Source organism: Wenzhouxiangella sp. XN24, from assembly GCF_011064545.1.
GTDB lineage: Bacteria > Pseudomonadota > Gammaproteobacteria > Steroidobacterales > XN24 > XN24.
Window position 1 is genome coordinate 90425 of sequence record NZ_JAAMFG010000036.1, and the last position, 15841, is coordinate 106265.

Here is a 15841-nt window from a genome sequence, read left to right on the forward strand (position 1 = left end):
ACGGGTCGGATCCGGTGGCCTGGACGAAGGCCGTGGCCTATACGTTGTCGCCCTCGGTCGAGGTGCCGGCGGTCGCCATGACCTCGCGCTGTCCCCAGCGCCAGCCGCTGATCTCGGGCATGTCGTCGCCGTGCTTCTCGATGTAGTTCTTGTGGTCGATCAGCTTCTCGCGCAGGCGCTGCTTGAAATACGCGGAGCGGCTGCCGAGCTGCGGCAGGCGGTCGATCACGTCCTCGCACAGGTGGAAGCGGTCGAGATCGTTGATCACCGCCATGTCGAAGGGCGTGGTGGTGGTGCCCTCCTCCTTGTAGCCGCGCACGTGCAGGTTCTTGTGGTTGCTGCGCCGGTAGGTCAGGCGGTGGATCAGCCACGGGTAACCGTGAAAAGCGAAGATGATCGGCTTGTCGGTCGTGAACAGCGCGTCGAACTCGCGATCCGAGAGGCCGTGCGGATGCTCGACCTGCGGCTGCAGCTTCATCAGGTTGACGACGTTGATGACGCGTACCTTGATCTCGGGCAGGTGCTCGCGCAGCAACGCCACCGCCGCCAGCGTCTCCAGCGTCGGCACGTCGCCGCAACAGGCCATCACCACGTCCGGCTCGCTGTCCGCGTCGTTGCTCGCCCACTCCCAGATGCTCACCCCGGCGGCGCAGTGCTTGACCGCCTGGTCCATCGTCAGCCACTGCGGCGCGGGTTGCTTGCCGGCCACCACCACGTTCACGTAGTTGCGGCTCTTCAGGCAGTGCTGCGTCACGGACAGCAGGCAGTTCGCGTCGGGCGGGAGGTAGACCCGGATCACCTCGGCTTTCTTGTTGACCACGTGGTCGATGAAGCCCGGGTCCTGGTGACTCAGGCCGTTGTGGTCCTGGCGCCAGACGTGCGAGCTGAGGAAGTAGTTCAGCGAAGGGATCGGACGGCGCCACGGGATGTGATTGCACACCTTCAGCCACTTGGCGTGCTGGTTGAACATCGAGTCGATGATGTGGATGAAGGCCTCGTAGCAGGAAAAGAACCCGTGGCGCCCGGTCAAGAGATAGCCCTCGAGCCAGCCCTGGCACTGGTGCTCGCTCAGCACCTCCATGACCCGCCCGTCCGGCGAGAGGTTGGCGTCCTCCGGGTAGATCTCGGCCATGTAGCAGCGGTCGGTGACCTCGAGCACGTCCTGCCAGCGGTTCGAGTTGTTCTCGTCCGGGCTGAACAGGCGGAAGTTCCTGCTGTCGAGGTTGCGCTTCATCACGTCGCGCAGGTAAGTGCCCATCACCCGGGCCGATTCGGCGATGGTCGCGCCGGGCCTGGGCACGTCCACGGCGTAATTGCGGTAATCCGGCAGCTTGAGATCACGCGTCAACAGCCCGCCGTTGGCGTGCGGATTGGCGCTCATGCGGCGCGCACCCTCCGGCGCGAGGGCCGCGATCTCCGGCAGGAGTCCGCCTTGCTCGTCGAACAGTTCCTCCGGCCGGTAGCTCTTCATCCATTCTTCGAGCACGCGGATGTGCGACTCGTTGTCCATGTCGCCCATCGGCACCTGGTGGCTGCGCCAGTAGTCCTCGCACTTCTTGCCGTCGATCTCCGGCGGGCAGGTCCAGCCCTTGGGCGTGCGGAACACGATCATCGGCCAGGCGGGGCGGCGCAGGTCGCCGTTCTCTCGTGCGTTCGCCTGGATGGCCCGGATCTCGGCCAGCACGGTGTCGAGCACGGCGGCGAGCTGCTGGTGTACCGCCTGCGGCTCGTGGCCCTCGACGAAATGCGGCTTGTAGCCCATGCCTTCGAACAGCTTGGTGAGCTCTTCCCGCGGAATACGGGCAAGAAAACACGGGTTGGCGATCTTGTAGCCGTTGAGGTGCAGGATCGGCAGCACGCAGCCGTCGCGCGCCGGGTTCAGGAACTTGTTGCTGTGCCAGCTGGTGGCCAGCGGCCCTGTCTCGGCCTCCCCGTCGCCCACCACGCAGGCCACGATGAGATCCGGGTTGTCGAAGGCCGCGCCAAAGGCGTGGCTGAGCGCGTAGCCGAGTTCGCCGCCCTCGTGGATGCTGCCCGGGGTCTCCGGCGCCACGTGACTCGGGATGCCGCCGGGGAAGCTGAACTGCTTGAACAGCTTCTGCATGCCCTCGGCGTCCTGGCTGATCTCGGGATAGACCTCGCTGTAGGTGCCCTCGAGATAAGCATGCGCGACCATGGACGGCCCGCCGTGGCCCGGACCGATCATGTAGATCATGTCGAGGTCGTCGCGCTTGATGACGCGGTTCAGATGCGCGCACAACATGTTGAGCCCGGGACAGGTGCCCCAGTGGCCCAGCAGGCGGGGCTTGATGTGCTTGCGCTCGAGCCGTTCCTTCAGGAGCGGATTGTCGAACAGGTAGATCTGCCCGACGGACAGGTAGTTCGCCGCGCGCCACCAGGCGTCGAGCAGGTCGAGTTCCTTGTCGGACAGGGGCCGGGGCGCTACGTGTGTCGAACTCATGAGAACGTCCTCGCGTGACAGCGCTGTCATTTTCAGCAAAGATTATGGTGCAAGCCGCCCGCCGTGGCCATGCGGATAATCCGAATCAATGACCAAGACCTGCCATCCCGGGAGAATCCGATCATGCATTTGCGACGCCCGAAGTCTGCCATCGCAATCGTTACCGCGCTGTTAACAGCAGCGTCTGCGGCCGCGGCAGACGTGCACGTGCTGGCTCGCGATGGCCTGCGCATCGAGATCGACGTGGCGACGGATCGCCTCATGGCGGAGTTCGGCCCGCGCTTCGACCGCACCGCGGTGGTGAGCAGTGTGACCCTGGATGGCACGGAGCTCCTGGGGCCGTGGGGATTGAGCGACGAATTCGGCCTTTATGGCGACGGGGTGCTCGGTTACGACGGCGCGCGCCCGGGCGAGAGCTTCCTGAAGATCGGCGTGGGCCGGCTGCTGCGCGACACCGCCGAGGACTACCGTTTCGCCCATCCGTACCCGATCGACACCCTGCTTCCCGTGGAGGTGGCATCCGGCCCAACATCGATCTCGGTCAGCCAGCGCTCCGCGGGGAATGCGGCGGGGGACTATCACTATCGGAAATCGTATGAACTGCTGGGCGATGACGGACTGTTGATTCGATATGCGCTGAGCAACACCGGCGCCACCACGTGGAGTTTCGAGCACTACAACCATCACTGGTTCCGCGTGGCCGACGACGCGATCGGTCCGGGCTACTCCGCCGTCACCGGCTTCGAGTTACCTGAGGCCGAGACCAGCTTTCGCCGCACGCCGTTCTCGCTCGAGATGTCAGCGCCGCTGGCGCCAGGTGCGGCAGCCTATTACGCCAGCGAGCTGCCGCAGGTGGCGGCCGGAGCGAACCGTTTCGAAGTGCAAGTCGAAGGCCGGCCGTTCGTCGACTACCGCGCCTCTTTTGCGCCCGCGCGCTTCGCCCTGTTCGCCAACGCCGACGGCTTCTGCCCGGAGGTGTTCAAACGGGCCACGCTGGAACCTGGCGAAACCGTCACCTGGTCGGCCACCTACCGGTTCATTCGTCCGTAGCCCCGGACCCGGGCGTGCCTCAAAGACGTTCGAACGGCATCTCGAAGGTGCCTCCCTCCTCGATCCGGCCACTTTCGAGCCCGCGCCTGAACCAGCGCATACGTTGCTCGGAACTGCCGTGGGTGAAGGCATGCGGCACCACCCGGCCCTGCGTGCGCAGCTGTATGGCATCGTCGCCGATCTGGTTGGCGGCCTGCATGGCTTCCTCGATGTCGCCACGCTCGAGGTATTGGCGGTTGTGGTGGGCCCATACGCCGGCCAGGTAATCCGCCTGAAGTTCCAGCCGCACGGAGTGCTGGTTGTATTCCGGTCGTCCGCGCAACGCCGCGACCTGCCCCGAGATCCCCAGCAGGTTCTGCACGTGGTGGCCGACCTCGTGAGCTATCACGTAGGCCTGCGCGAAATCCCCCGGCGCCTCGAAGGTGCGCGCGAGTTCATCGTAAAAAGTCAGGTCGATATAGATTTTCCGGTCCGCCGGGCAGTAGAACGGCCCCATGCGCGCATCGCCCATGCCGCAGGCGGTGGGGTACTGCCGGCTGTACACGACGAGCTCGGGCGCCTGGTACTGGCCGCCGACACGTTTGAACTCCCTTGCCCAGATGTCCTCGGTGTCGGCCAGCACGACGCGCACGAACTCGAAGCGTTCCTGCTCCTCCGGACTCGGCTGGTACGCGGTTTCCTTCACCTGGCTGCCGCCCATGAGCGTGGCGGGGTCGAGCAGGCCCATCTGCCAGCCGACGAGGCCGAGCACCAGGAGCACCAGGACGCCCTTCATGCCGAAGGTCCGACCCACCAGGTTGAGCAGCATGCCGAGCCCGCCCGCTCTCGCCACGACCCGCCTGCCCCGGACGTCCTCTACGTTCGTGCTGCCCCGTCGGCCCTTCCATTTCATGCCCTGCCCTCCCTGACCGGGGCGCGCCCCGGGACGGCACGAGTCTAGGTTTTTTGTTTCCGGGATGCATCACCCTATACTCGCCCGACTCATTACCCAAGGAGCAGGACATGCAGATCACGGAATTGTTACAGCAGATGGGCGGACTCAAGAACATCGCGCGCGAGATCGGCGTCGACGAGGGCCAGGTCCAGAGCGGCGCCGAAGCGCTCCTCCCGGCGATCCTCGGCGGGCTCAAGCAGCAGGCCCAGGCGCAACCCGGCGGGACGAACGACCTCCTCGGCATGCTCGGCAAACTGGGCGGCGGCAGCATGATGGACGAAGTGCTCGGCGCCCAGCCGACCAACCTGGAACAGGGCAACCAGCTGCTCGGCCAGATCTTCGGCTCGAAGGACGTCAGTCGCGCTGTGGCGCAGAACGCTGCAGGGCAGACGGGCCTCGACCCGAGCTCCCTGAAAAAGATGCTGCCGATGCTCGGCATGCTGGTGGCGGGCTACATGAGCAAGGAAGGCGCTGCCGCACCGCAGGCCGCGAGCCCATCCCGGGCCGGCGGCCTGGCCGGCATTCTCGACGCCGACGGCGACGGCAACCCGCTCAACGACGTCATGGGAATGCTCGGCAAGTTCAAGCGCTGAGGTCCTTAGCCACTCGGCTGGGGTCTCCCGCTCACTCCGCGGTGCAATCCAGCAGCCGCTCCCGGTCGTTCACCACGACCTCGCCGTAACGCAGGTCGATCCACCCCGCGGCCTGCCAGCGGCGCAGCGTGGCGTTCACGACCTGGCGCGACACGTTGGCCATCTCGCCCAGCTCGGCCTGGCTGAGGCTCACCGGGATAAGCACCCGGTCCGGCGCCAGGACCGTGCGCCCGGCTGCGCGCAACAGGACGGCGGCGAGGCGTGACTCGCTGCGGCGCAGTTGCAGGTCCGTGACGATGCTCGCGGCGACCGCCAGGTTCTCGAAGGCCAGCAAGCCGAATAAGCGATGCCAGGCCGGGGTGGCACTGCACATCTTTTCGATCTCTTCGAGGGACAGGCAAACGACCTCCCCCGCGGTGCAGGCCTGCACCGCGAGGCGGCGCCGCTCGCCGCTCATCAGCGGACCTTCACCGAACCACCCGCCGGGATGCATCACGTGCCCGACGCGCGGCACGTTGCGCTCCGTCGCCGCGATCAGGCTGAAGCTGCCGCTGGCGATGCCGAATACCCCGGCAGGCCCGTCGGCGAGATGAAAGACGAACTCGCTTGCGGCGTAGCGCCGTGCTTTCCCCCGTTCGAGCACGGCCTGCTGGAACCGCCGGGGGCAGCGTGACAACCAGCCGTGCTGCAACAAATCTTCCATGGATCGCTTGTCCCTGGCCGTGAAGCTGCCGTGAAGATTTGAAGAAACACCTCGGTTTGTCAATTTCCGGACAATCTGCCCGGGGACGCTCGGCTACTTTGCCGCGCTACCAAGGAGGCGGTCGCGACCCAGGGACGGGTTCTTCGCCGCCTCCGGCACAACAGGAGAGACTGCCCCATGCGTATCAACCCAGCCCTCGTAATGCTGACCGCCCTTGGCGCCCTGGTCGCCCCACCGGCTCACGGCGAAACCGCCGACCGGATCTGGACCGGCGGCACCATCCTGACCATGAACGACGCCGCCATGCGCGCCGAGGCCGTGGCCGTAAAGGACGGACGGATCCTCGCCGTCGGTGCTGCGGACATGGTCATGGCCCATCGCGGTGAAGGCACCGAGGTGGTCGATCTCGAAGGCCGCGCGATGGTGCCCGGTTTCGTCGACAGCCACGGCCACGTCTTTATGGGCGGCCTGCAGGCGCTGTCCGCGAACATGCTGGCGCCCCCGGACGGCGAGGTCGCGGACATCGCCTCCATGCAGCGCGTCATTCGCGAATGGATGGCGGCCAACAGCAAGATCGTCGAGCAGATCGACCTGGTCATCGGCTTCGGCTACGACAACGCGCAGCTGGCCGAACTCCGGCACCCAACTCGCGAGGATCTCGATGCGGTATCCACCGAAGTGCCGATCGTGCTCGTCCACCAGTCCGGCCATATCGGCGCGATGAACTCGAAAGCGCTTGCGGAAACCGGCATCACTGCGGCATCCAAGAACCCGGCCGGCGGCATCATCCGCCGCAGCGAGGACGGCGAGCCCGACGGCGTGGTCGAAGAGACGGCGTTCTTCGCGGCGCTGATCAAGCTGATTCCGCGTGTCGGCGAGGCCGGCGCAAGACAGATGGTCCGTGCGGGCAGCGAACTCTGGGCGCGCTACGGCTACACGACCGGGCAGGAGGGCCGCACGTCGCCGGGCACCGCCAATGTCCTGCGCGCGGTCGCCGATGAGGGCGGCCTGGCGATCGACGTGGTGGCCTACGGCGACGTCCTGGTCGATCGCGACTACATCGCGAAAAACGCCGACCGCAACTACCACAATCGCTATCGCCTCGGCGGCGCGAAGCTGACCATCGACGGCTCGCCGCAAGGCTTCACGGCCTGGCGGGATCGTCCGTACTACGCTCCCGTCGGCGATTATCCGCCGGGCTACGTGGGTTATCCCGCCGTGACCAACGAGCAGGTGATCGACGCGGTCGACTGGGCCTACGAAAACGGCGTCCAGATTCTCACGCACTCGAACGGCGAGGCCGCCTCGGACCTGCTGATCGCAGCGCACTCAGCCGCCAGCGAGACCCATGGGGCAACCGGTCGCCGCGACGTGCTGATCCACGGCCAGTTCCTGCGCCAGGACCAGGTCGAGTCGTACGATCGGCTCGGCATCTTCCCGTCGCTGTTCCCCATGCACACCTTTTACTGGGGCGACTGGCACCGCGACCACACCCTCGGGCCGGTGAGCGCCGAGAACATCTCGCCAACGGGCTGGGTCGTGGCGCGCGGGATGAAGTTCGGCTCGCACCATGACGCCCCCGTGGCGTTTCCCGATTCCATGCGCATCCTCGACGCCACGGTCACGCGCCGCTCGCGCTCCGGGGACATCATCGGGCCGGCGCACCGTGTCGACGTGATCACGGCGCTGAAAGCCATGACGATCTGGCCGGCCTGGCAGCATTACGAGGAGCACTGGAAGGGCTCGATCGAGGCCGGCAAGCTTGCCGATCTCGTGGTCCTCTCGGCCGATCCGACCGCCATCGACCCGGAGACGATCGACCAGATCAAGGTGCTCGAGACGATCAAGAACGGCACGACAGTGTTCGCGCTCGAAGGCGCGGCCGCCTCGTCCACACCGGACCCGGTGACCAATCCTGCCATGACGCGGCTGCTCGCCGCGCTCGGCCACTACGACGGCCAGCCCAGTTTCGCGAACCCCCTCTTGCCCCGCCGCAGCACGCCCGCGACGGCCACCTGCATGAGTGAAGGAATCCTCAACCTGACCACCGCCATGCTGAGCGCCATGCCGGCGACCACGGAGCAACAACAATGAGAACTTTCCAAGCAGCTATCGTCGCCCTCGCGCTGGGCGGCCTGTCGGCTACCCAGGGCGCGGCGCAGGAGAGCAAGCAGGACCTCGCCAAGCAGCTCGCCAACCCAGTGGCCGCCCTGATCAGCGTGCCGATGCAGTTCAATTACGACAGCAACATCGGTCCCGCGGACGAAGGGGAGCGCTGGAACCTGAACATCCAGCCGGTCATCCCGCTCAGCCTCAACGAGGACTGGAACCTCATCTCGCGCACCATCGTGCCGCTCATCGACCAGGACGACATCTTCCCGGGCGCAGGCGGGCAGAGCGGGCTGGGCGACATCGTGCAGAGCGCGTTCTTCTCGCCCGTCGAGCCGACCGCCGGCGGCTGGATCTGGGGGGTCGGTCCGGCCCTCCTGCTGCCGACCGCGACGGATGAACTGCTCGGCGCGGAGAAGTGGGGCGTGGGCCCCACGGCGGTGGCGCTGCGTCAACAGGGTCCGTGGACCTATGGCGGGCTCGTCAATCATCTCGTCTCGTTCGCTGGAGATAGCGCGCGCGGTGACATCAATGCCACCTTCCTGCAACCGTTCGTTTCGTACACCACGCCCGAGGCCTGGACCTTCACGCTGCAGACCGAGAGCACCTACGACTGGGAGGGCGAGCAGTGGAACTTTCCGGTGGTCGCGGTCGCGTCGAAGGTGACGAAAATCGGTGACCAGCTCGTGAGCATCGGCGGCGGCGTCCGCTACTACGTGGACAGCCCGGACGCGGGCGCGGAAGGCTGGGGTGCGCGTGTCGTGATCACGCTGCTGTTCCCGAGGTGAAGACGCAGGCGATAACACCGCAGGGCAGATGAGGGGGTAATGAACATGGCCACTTTGCTCGAAGTCCTGAGGATCGCGCGGATTGCCCTGGTTGCTGCAATCGGCACGGCGGCGCTCACTGCCTGCGGCCAACCGCAGGAGAGCAGCCCAGCGGAGGTGGCGGTGGCGGTGCCGGTCGAGGCCGCCGAGGTGATCTATTACGGCGGCGACATCCTGACACTGGACGCCGACAACACGGTCGCCGAAGCGCTGGCAGTCGCGGACGGCCGGATTCTCGCCGCAGGCCGGGCCAAGACGGTATTCACCCACCATACCGATGCGACCGAAGTGATCGACCTGGGAGGCCGCACCATGGCGCCCGGCTTCATCGACGGCCACAGCCACTACTTCAATGCCCTGTTCCTGGCCGAGCAGGTCAACCTGTACCCACCGCCGGCCGGGCCGGGCGCCGATGTCGACAGCATCGTCGCCGAGCTCCAGCGTTTCGCCGCCGCGAGTGAGATTCCTGCAGGGCAGATGATCATGGCGTACGGCTATGACGACACGGTCATGCCGGACGGACGCCTGCTCAACCGTGACGACCTGGATGCGGCCTTTCCGGACAACCCGGTGCGCGTCGACCACATCTCAATGCACGGCGCGGTGCTGAACAGCCGGGCGCTCGAGCACTACGGCATCGGCGCCGAGACCGAAACGCCGCCGGGCGGCGTCATCGTCCGCAAGCCGGGTACGAACGAGCCCTGGGGGCTGATCATGGAGACCGCCTTCCTCCCGGTCTTCGAGCAGACGCCGCCGCTTACGCCGGAGCAGGAGATCGCGGGAACCCAGGCGGCGCACCGCATGTACGCCGCAGCCGGTATCACCACGGCCCAGGAAGGCGCCACGCACCTGCACCAGCTCCAGGCGCTCACACGCGCGGCGGACGCCGGCGCCCACAGCATCGATGTCGTGGTCTTCCCCTTCATCACCGACGTGGACAAGATCCTGGCCGAGTTCCCGCTCGAGCTGTGGGGCGAGTACCGGAAGCGACTGAAGATCGGCGGCGTCAAGATCACCATCGACGGCTCTCCACAGGGCCGCACCGCTGCCTTCACGACGCCGTACCTGACGGGCGGCCCGAGCGGCGAGGAGAACTGGAAAGGCGAGCTGTTCGCCCCGCAGGAAGTCATCAACCAGGGCCTGAAAAAGGTCTATGGGCTCGGCGTGCCGGTGACGTTCCACGTCAATGGCGATGCGGCGATCGACTCGCTGATCACGGCCCACGAGTTCGCGGCGGCCGACGATCCGACCCGGTACCGCAACGTCACGGCAATCCACGCCCAGTTCACCCGCCGCGACCAGATCGACGCCTTCGTCGAGTACCAGATCAGGCCCTCCTTCTACACGCTGCACACCTACTATTTCGCGGAGGCGCATATTGCGAACCGCGGGCCGGAGCAGGCGGCGTACATCAGCCCGATCCGCGACTCGATCGACGCCGGCCTGCGGCCGACCAACCACACCGATGCACCCGTGGTACCCCTCGACCAGATGTTCATGCTCTGGTCGGCGGTCAACCGCGTCTCCCGGGCCGGCGACGAGATCGGGCCCGGCCAAAGGATCACGCCGCTGGAAGGGCTGAAGGCGATGACGCTATGGGCGGCCGAGCAGTATGGCGAGCAGGACAGCAAGGGCTCGCTGGAGGCCGGCAAGGTCGCCGACCTGGTGATCCTGAACCGTAATCCGCTGGCGGTGGATCCGATGTCAATCAAGGACATCCGGATCGTCGAGACCATCAAGGACGGGCGTACGGTCTATCGGGCCGAATGACAGCGCGCACGCGACAAACTTAAAACAAGAATTCCTCATTTGATATCCCATTTGGAGAGAATCATGAAAAGAACGCATACGCTGTTGATATTGCTCACCTTGTTTATCGCCGGCACGGCGCATGCGCAGCAGGCAGAGCGCCCCAACATCCTGGCCATCTGGGGCGACGATGTCGGCATGTGGAACATCAGTGCCTACCACCGGGGCATGATGGGCGGCACCACACCCAATATCGACCGCATCGCTGCCGATGGCATGATTTTCATGGACCATTACGCGCATGCATCGTGCACCGCCGGCCGCGCTTCCTTCATCACCGGCCAGTACCCGATGCGAACCGGGCTGAGCACGGTCGGGCTGCCGGGCGCGCCGCAGGGCCTGCAGAAGGAAGACCCGACGCTCGCTGAGCTGCTGAAACCCATGGGGTACGCCACCGGCCAGTTCGGCAAGAACCACCTCGGCGACCTCGACGAGTACCTGCCGACTGCGCATGGTTTCGATGAGTTTTTCGGCATTCTTTACCATCTCAATGCCGGTGAATATCCCGAGCAGATCGACTATCCGCAAGACCCTGAAGCCATCGCCCGCTTCGGCTTCGACAAGCAACGCGGCGTGATTCACTCGCGGCGGCTGGCCGATGGCAGCCAAGAAGTGAAAGACCTGGGTCCGTTCGGTCGGGAACGCCAGCGCACCCTCGAGAGTGAAGTTCTCGAACAGTCCAAGCGCTTCATCCGCGACGCCGTCGGCGCCGGCCAGCCATTTTTTGTCTGGCACAACACCACGCGCATGCACTACCGGACCAACCTTTCGACGGAGTATGACGGCAAGACGGGCCTCGGCGTATATGCCGATGGCATGGCTGAACTCGACGATATTGTCGGGGAGTTGCTCGACCTGCTGGACGAGCTCGGCGTGGCCGAAAACACGATCGTGATGTTCGCGACCGACAACGGGGCTGCGTCCAACTCCTGGCCGGATGGCGGAAATCATCCGTTCCGGGGCGAAAAGGGCGCGGGCGGCTACGAAGGCGGCTATCGGGTCCCGGTGATGGTGAAGTGGGACGGGCGCATTCCCGCGGGCGTGGCTACGGGCGAATTCATGAGCATGGAAGACTGGGTGCCCACCTTCATGTCTTTTCTCGGCCAGCCCGACCTGAAGGACGAATTGAAGTCCGGCAAAAAGGTCGGCGCACGCCGATACAAAGTTCATCTCGACGGCTACGACCAGAGCGAGCTGGTTCTGCGCAACGGTGAATCGAAGCGCATGGACTACTACTACTTCACCGAAACCACCTTCCATGGACTCCGCTACGGTCCATGGAAACTGATGTATACGAAGCAGGATCAGTGGTTTCATTCCGGCCAGACCGTATTGAGCACGCCGTATATCACCAACCTCGATCTCGACCCCTTCGAGCGTTTTCACGAGGCCCGCGGCTATGAGGAGTGGCAGGAAAATCGTGCGTGGTTGTTCGGCCCAGCCATGATGCAGCTGGCGAGCTTCGTCGAGAGCTTCGAGGAGTTTCCTCCGCGGCAGCCGAGTTTTTCTCCCAAGGTGGACGACCTGAACTCCGTCCTGCAGAGAATGCGTAAGCAACCCGGAGCACGCTGATGAAAAAATATGCGGCAGAGTTTGTCGGAACGTTCTGGCTGGTTCTCGGCGGTTGTGGCAGCGCAGTGCTTGCGGCAGCGTTCCCTGAAGTCGGTATCGGCCTCCTGGGTGTGTCGCTTGCCTTCGGCCTCACAGTACTCACCATGGCCTATGCGATCGGACACATATCAGGCTGTCACCTCAACCCGGCCGTTTCCGTCGGTCTGTGGGCGGGCGGGCGATTCCCGGCAAAGGAACTCATCCCTTACATCCTCGCCCAGGTGGTTGGCGGCATCGTGGCGGGAGGGATCCTTTACCTGATCGCCAGCGGCAAGGCCGGCTTTGACGTTGCCGACGGATTCGCCTCGAATGGTTACGGAGAGCACTCGCCGGGCGGTTACACGATGCAGGCGGCGTTGATCACCGAGATCGTCATGACGATGATGTTCATCATTGTCATCCTCGGCGCCACCGATAAACGCGCCCCAGTTGGTTTCGCGCCGATAGCAATTGGCCTGTGCCTGACATTGATTCACCTGATCAGTATTCCGGTGACCAACACCTCGGTGAATCCGGCGCGCAGCACCGGCGTGGCGCTCTACGTCGGGGACTGGGCGACTGCGCAACTCTGGCTCTTCTGGGTTGCACCGCTTATCGGCGGAGCTCTTGGGGCAGTTGTTTACCGTTTCATTGGCAAGTCCGACGATTGAGCAACACTCTTGCCGCAACGTTCCTCGCGGCATCTGCCCTCGCGCAAGGCGCGCCTGCATATGTAGGGTCCAAGGCCTGCGCTGCCTGCCACGTGGAGGCAGCGCAGGCCTGGGCTGGCTCGCATCATGCGCTGGCCTGGACCTTGCCGTCTCACGAGACGGTGGCGGCTGATTTCGACGGCACCGAGTTCCGCCATGGGGACATGGTCGCCCGATTTCGCATCGAGGCCGACGGCTATCATGTGGCGGTGACTGAAAGCGACGGCGTCACGACCGACTACCGCGTACATTCCGTGGCCGGAATCGAACCGCTACAGCAGTACCTGCTCGAGACCGAGCCCGGTCGGCTGCAAAGCTTTGACGTGGTCTGGAATACGCAGGAGGATCGCTGGTTCCACCTGTATCCGGACCAGGTCCTGTCCCCTGACGACGGCCTCCACTGGACCGGCCCCTACAAGAACTGGAATGCCCGCTGCGCCGAGTGCCATGCGACCGGCTTCACGAAGAACTATGACTCGGCAACGCGCCGCTACAGTTCTACGCAAAGCGAGATCGGAGTGGGTTGCGAGGCTTGCCACGGGCCGGGCTCGGCGCACCTCGAATGGACACAGTCGCAACAGTCATGGAAGGCAACGCCGGGGCTCGACGCCTATGGCTTTACCCAGGCCTTCAGAGATACCGAAGCGACGATCCAGCAGTGCGCGAGCTGCCATTCCCGGCGCGAAGCACATGACGATGCTTCTCCCCTCCCCGGCATGCCGTACTACGATGCCTATGGCCTCGCGCTCCTGCAGCCTGGCCTCTACCACGCGGACGGCCAGATCCTGGATGAGGTCTACGTCTACGGCTCCTTCCTGCAGGCGAAGAAGTACGCCAGGGGCGTCGGCTGCCTGAGTTGCCATGACGCCCATAGCGGGAGACCTCCCGCCGAGGGCAACGCCATTTGCACACAATGCCATGCGCCTGCCGGCAACCCTGACTTCCCGACCGTCCGGCGGGCAGAGTACGACACCCCCGCACATCACTTCCACGCGCCGGACTCTGCGGGCGCTCAGTGCAAGAACTGCCACACCCCCGAGAGCGTATACATGGGCAATGACTGGCGCGCGGATCATTCCTTCCGCATCCCGCGCCCGGATCTGTCCGCCGTAAGCGGTGCGCCGGATGCATGCACCCGCTGCCACACTGGTCGCTCATTCGACTGGGCAGCGGCAGAGATAGTGGCGCGCTACCCCGAGAGTCGCAACCGCGGGCGGCATTTCGGGCACGTCCTCGCCGCTGGTCGCGCGGATCCGACGGCCGCGCAAGAAGACCTGGCTTTGCTTGCCGAGGACGGAACGCAAGCCGGTATAGTGCGGGCCAGCGCGATGTGGCTGCTCGAGGGCGCGTCCACTCCGGCGCTGGCCGAGCGCCTCGCGCCGTTACTGTCGGATCGAGATCCGCTGCTGCGGGCCGCTGCAGTGCGGCTGCAGCGCTCCGCCCCGCCCGAGCAGCAGATCATGCGCCTGCTCGAGGCGCTGGCCGATCCGGTCCGCAGTGTGCGGATGGCAGCCGCGCAAGCACTGCTGGGCGCACCGATCGCGCGGCTGCCGCGAGCCACGCAGGCACACCTGGATGCAGCCATGGCAGAGTGGCGCGCCGCCCTGGCCAGCCGTGTCGACTTTCCGGAGACCCACCTGCAGCTGGCCGGCGCAGCCCTGACACTGCGGGCGTTGCCTCAGGCCGAAGCCGCCTTGCGCGAAACCGTCTACCTCGACGGCCAGCGTGTCGAAGCCTGGATCATGCTCGTGCGGATCGCCGCCGCCACCCGCGGCGCAGAAGCTGCTCGCGCAACTCTTGCAGAAGCCCTCGCCGCCATGCCGCAAGACCCTGTTCTCCTCACCCTCCGCGAGGACCTCAAAGGACGCTGACCACAAGTCTCGAGGCGGCTGTACGCTGAGACGTCCAGGCTCCTACAGCAACACCATCGCCGCCAGGACCGCAATCCGCTGGCGGTGGATCCGATGTCAATCAAGGACATCAGGGTGATCGAGACCATCAAGGACGGGCGCACGGTCTTTCGGGCGCAGTGACATCGAGCTGAGTCTCCCTATGCCTCCCGGCGCCAGCCGGGGGGCTGCCCCGCGCTTGGGGTTGACATCCTTTTCGTAATTAATATTATGATTAACGTAAATTAATTATTGTTATTCATTTCCCAGGCGCTGGCGGGACGAAATGAGCATCCGCATCAACCTCGATATCGAGCTGGCCCGGCAAAAAATGTCGCTGACGGAACTGTCGCAGCGAGTGGGCGTTTCGATGACCAACCTGTCCCTGCTCAAGACCGGCAAGGTCAAGGCGATCCGCTTCAGCACGCTCGAAGCCATCTGTCGGGCGCTGGATTGCCAGCCCGGCGACCTGCTCGAGTACGTCCCCGACGGTCCGCATGGAGACCCACGATGAACCGTACCTACGCCCTGCCCGGCTACACCGCCATCGCGCTCGCCGTGCTGTTTCCCATCTATTGGGTGTCCACGCTCGGCCTGGGAGAACAATCCCTCCTCGACGCGTTCATCGCCGACCTCAATCGCGTCAGCGCGCGGGACGCCCTGTTCGTCCTGATCGGCGTGATGGAAATCTATATTTACCTCGCCCTGCGCAAGGTGCTGCTGGAACACCTGCACGGCGGCGTGCCTGCCATCATGTTGTTGCTCATGGCCATCGTCGTGGGCCTGTTTCACGCCACGGTGCTGTTCGACGTCGTCCTCGCGTTCACGCCGGACCTGGCGGAGTCCACCCGCGAAGCCCTGGGCACGACAAGCGCCGTCATCGCGATTTCAGGGCTGTTCGTCTACACCGTGCTCGCCTCGATCCTGTCGATCGTCCTGCTGGTGGGCAAGATCGAACTTCCGCCCCTGCTGAAGGTGTTCGCGGTGCTGCTGTTGGCCTGCTGCCTGCTGCAGTTCACCGTCGTGCTCGGCGTCGTCAACATCTTCCTGTTCCCGGTCGTTTTGCTGGTGCTCGCGGTGTTCTTCCTGCGCGGCGGCCACGAGGTGGAGGTCGTCTGACTGCGGGCCCCGCGCAACCTCCGGGGCGGTTGGCGTTTTGACTTGCC

The 15841-nt window shown here is 65.1% G+C and carries 13 protein-coding genes; 10 read left to right on the top strand and 3 right to left on the bottom strand.

Annotated features, from left to right (window positions below; genetic code table 11):
• Positions 1 to 37: 37 nt before the first annotated feature.
• Positions 38 to 2461, bottom strand: a complete 2424-nt coding sequence (locus G6032_RS12540; RefSeq protein WP_206211974.1) for a phosphoketolase family protein — start codon at positions 2459 to 2461, stop codon at positions 38 to 40.
• A 123-nt stretch (positions 2462 to 2584) separates the two neighbouring features.
• On the opposite strand from G6032_RS12540, the gene G6032_RS12545 reads away from it, so the two are divergent.
• Positions 2585 to 3511, top strand: coding sequence for a hypothetical protein (locus G6032_RS12545; protein WP_165282500.1), 927 nt, complete (start codon positions 2585 to 2587; stop codon positions 3509 to 3511).
• A 19-nt stretch (positions 3512 to 3530) separates the two neighbouring features.
• On the opposite strand, the gene G6032_RS12550 is transcribed toward G6032_RS12545, so the two are convergent.
• Positions 3531 to 4403, bottom strand: coding sequence for a neutral zinc metallopeptidase (locus tag G6032_RS12550; protein WP_165282501.1), 873 nt, complete (start codon positions 4401 to 4403; stop codon positions 3531 to 3533).
• Positions 4404 to 4513: 110 nt separating this feature from the next.
• Here G6032_RS12550 and G6032_RS12555 point away from each other — a divergent pair, with 110 nt between their 5' ends.
• A complete protein-coding gene (locus G6032_RS12555) occupies positions 4514 to 5038 on the top strand; it encodes a DUF937 domain-containing protein (protein ID WP_165282502.1) in 525 nt (174 codons plus the stop codon).
• Between the two features lie 31 nt (positions 5039 to 5069).
• Here the strand turns inward: G6032_RS12555 and G6032_RS12560 are convergent, their stop codons facing one another.
• Positions 5070 to 5741, bottom strand: a complete 672-nt coding sequence (locus G6032_RS12560; protein WP_165282503.1) for a Crp/Fnr family transcriptional regulator — start codon at positions 5739 to 5741, stop codon at positions 5070 to 5072.
• A 177-nt stretch (positions 5742 to 5918) separates the two neighbouring features.
• Between G6032_RS12560 and G6032_RS12565 the strand changes: the two genes are divergently transcribed.
• From G6032_RS12565 to G6032_RS12600, 8 genes are all read left to right on the top strand, one after another.
• The gene (locus G6032_RS12565) at positions 5919 to 7835 is read left to right on the top strand and encodes an amidohydrolase (protein WP_240902286.1); all 1917 of its coding nucleotides are present in this window, start codon (positions 5919 to 5921) and stop codon (positions 7833 to 7835) included.
• On the top strand, positions 7832 to 8638 hold the full coding sequence (locus tag G6032_RS12570) for a transporter (RefSeq protein ID WP_165282504.1): 807 nt from the start codon (positions 7832 to 7834) through the stop codon (positions 8636 to 8638). Before G6032_RS12565 ends, G6032_RS12570 begins: the two co-directional genes overlap by 4 nt.
• A gap of 39 nt (positions 8639 to 8677) precedes the next feature.
• Entirely contained in the window at positions 8678 to 10447 is a 1770-nt protein-coding gene (locus G6032_RS12575) for an amidohydrolase (protein WP_206211975.1), read from the top strand.
• An 84-nt stretch (positions 10448 to 10531) separates the two neighbouring features.
• Positions 10532 to 12058, top strand: coding sequence for an arylsulfatase (locus G6032_RS12580; RefSeq protein WP_240902287.1), 1527 nt, complete (start codon positions 10532 to 10534; stop codon positions 12056 to 12058).
• On the top strand, positions 12058 to 12747 hold the full coding sequence (gene aqpZ, locus G6032_RS12585) for an aquaporin Z (protein ID WP_165282505.1): 690 nt from the start codon (positions 12058 to 12060) through the stop codon (positions 12745 to 12747). The genes G6032_RS12580 and aqpZ overlap by 1 nt, the downstream gene beginning before the upstream one ends.
• On the top strand, positions 12744 to 14657 hold the full coding sequence (locus G6032_RS12590; protein WP_165282506.1) for a multiheme c-type cytochrome: 1914 nt from the start codon (positions 12744 to 12746) through the stop codon (positions 14655 to 14657). The genes aqpZ and G6032_RS12590 overlap by 4 nt, the downstream gene beginning before the upstream one ends.
• 304 nt (positions 14658 to 14961) lie before the next feature.
• Positions 14962 to 15189: a helix-turn-helix transcriptional regulator gene (locus tag G6032_RS12595; RefSeq protein WP_165282507.1), complete on the top strand. Its 228-nt coding sequence runs from the start codon at positions 14962 to 14964 to the stop codon at positions 15187 to 15189.
• Entirely contained in the window at positions 15186 to 15794 is a 609-nt protein-coding gene (locus tag G6032_RS12600) for a hypothetical protein (protein ID WP_165282508.1), read from the top strand. The genes G6032_RS12595 and G6032_RS12600 overlap by 4 nt, the downstream gene beginning before the upstream one ends.
• The last annotated feature ends 47 nt before the right edge of the window (positions 15795 to 15841 follow it).

Coding starts and splice junctions, on each gene's coding strand:
- G6032_RS12570 (WP_165282504.1), top strand. CDS start 7,832: ATGAGAACTTTCCAAGCAGCTATCGTCGCCCTCGCGCTGGGCGGCCTG.
- G6032_RS12565 (WP_240902286.1), top strand. CDS start 5,919: ATGCGTATCAACCCAGCCCTCGTAATGCTGACCGCCCTTGGCGCCCTG.
- G6032_RS12540 (WP_206211974.1), bottom strand. CDS start 2,461: ATGAGTTCGACACACGTAGCGCCCCGGCCCCTGTCCGACAAGGAACTC.
- G6032_RS12545 (WP_165282500.1), top strand. CDS start 2,585: ATGCATTTGCGACGCCCGAAGTCTGCCATCGCAATCGTTACCGCGCTG.
- aqpZ (WP_165282505.1), top strand. CDS start 12,058: ATGAAAAAATATGCGGCAGAGTTTGTCGGAACGTTCTGGCTGGTTCTC.
- G6032_RS12575 (WP_206211975.1), top strand. CDS start 8,678: ATGAACATGGCCACTTTGCTCGAAGTCCTGAGGATCGCGCGGATTGCC.
- G6032_RS12560 (WP_165282503.1), bottom strand. CDS start 5,741: ATGGAAGATTTGTTGCAGCACGGCTGGTTGTCACGCTGCCCCCGGCGG.
- G6032_RS12600 (WP_165282508.1), top strand. CDS start 15,186: ATGAACCGTACCTACGCCCTGCCCGGCTACACCGCCATCGCGCTCGCC.
- G6032_RS12555 (WP_165282502.1), top strand. CDS start 4,514: ATGCAGATCACGGAATTGTTACAGCAGATGGGCGGACTCAAGAACATC.
- G6032_RS12550 (WP_165282501.1), bottom strand. CDS start 4,403: ATGAAATGGAAGGGCCGACGGGGCAGCACGAACGTAGAGGACGTCCGG.
- G6032_RS12595 (WP_165282507.1), top strand. CDS start 14,962: ATGAGCATCCGCATCAACCTCGATATCGAGCTGGCCCGGCAAAAAATG.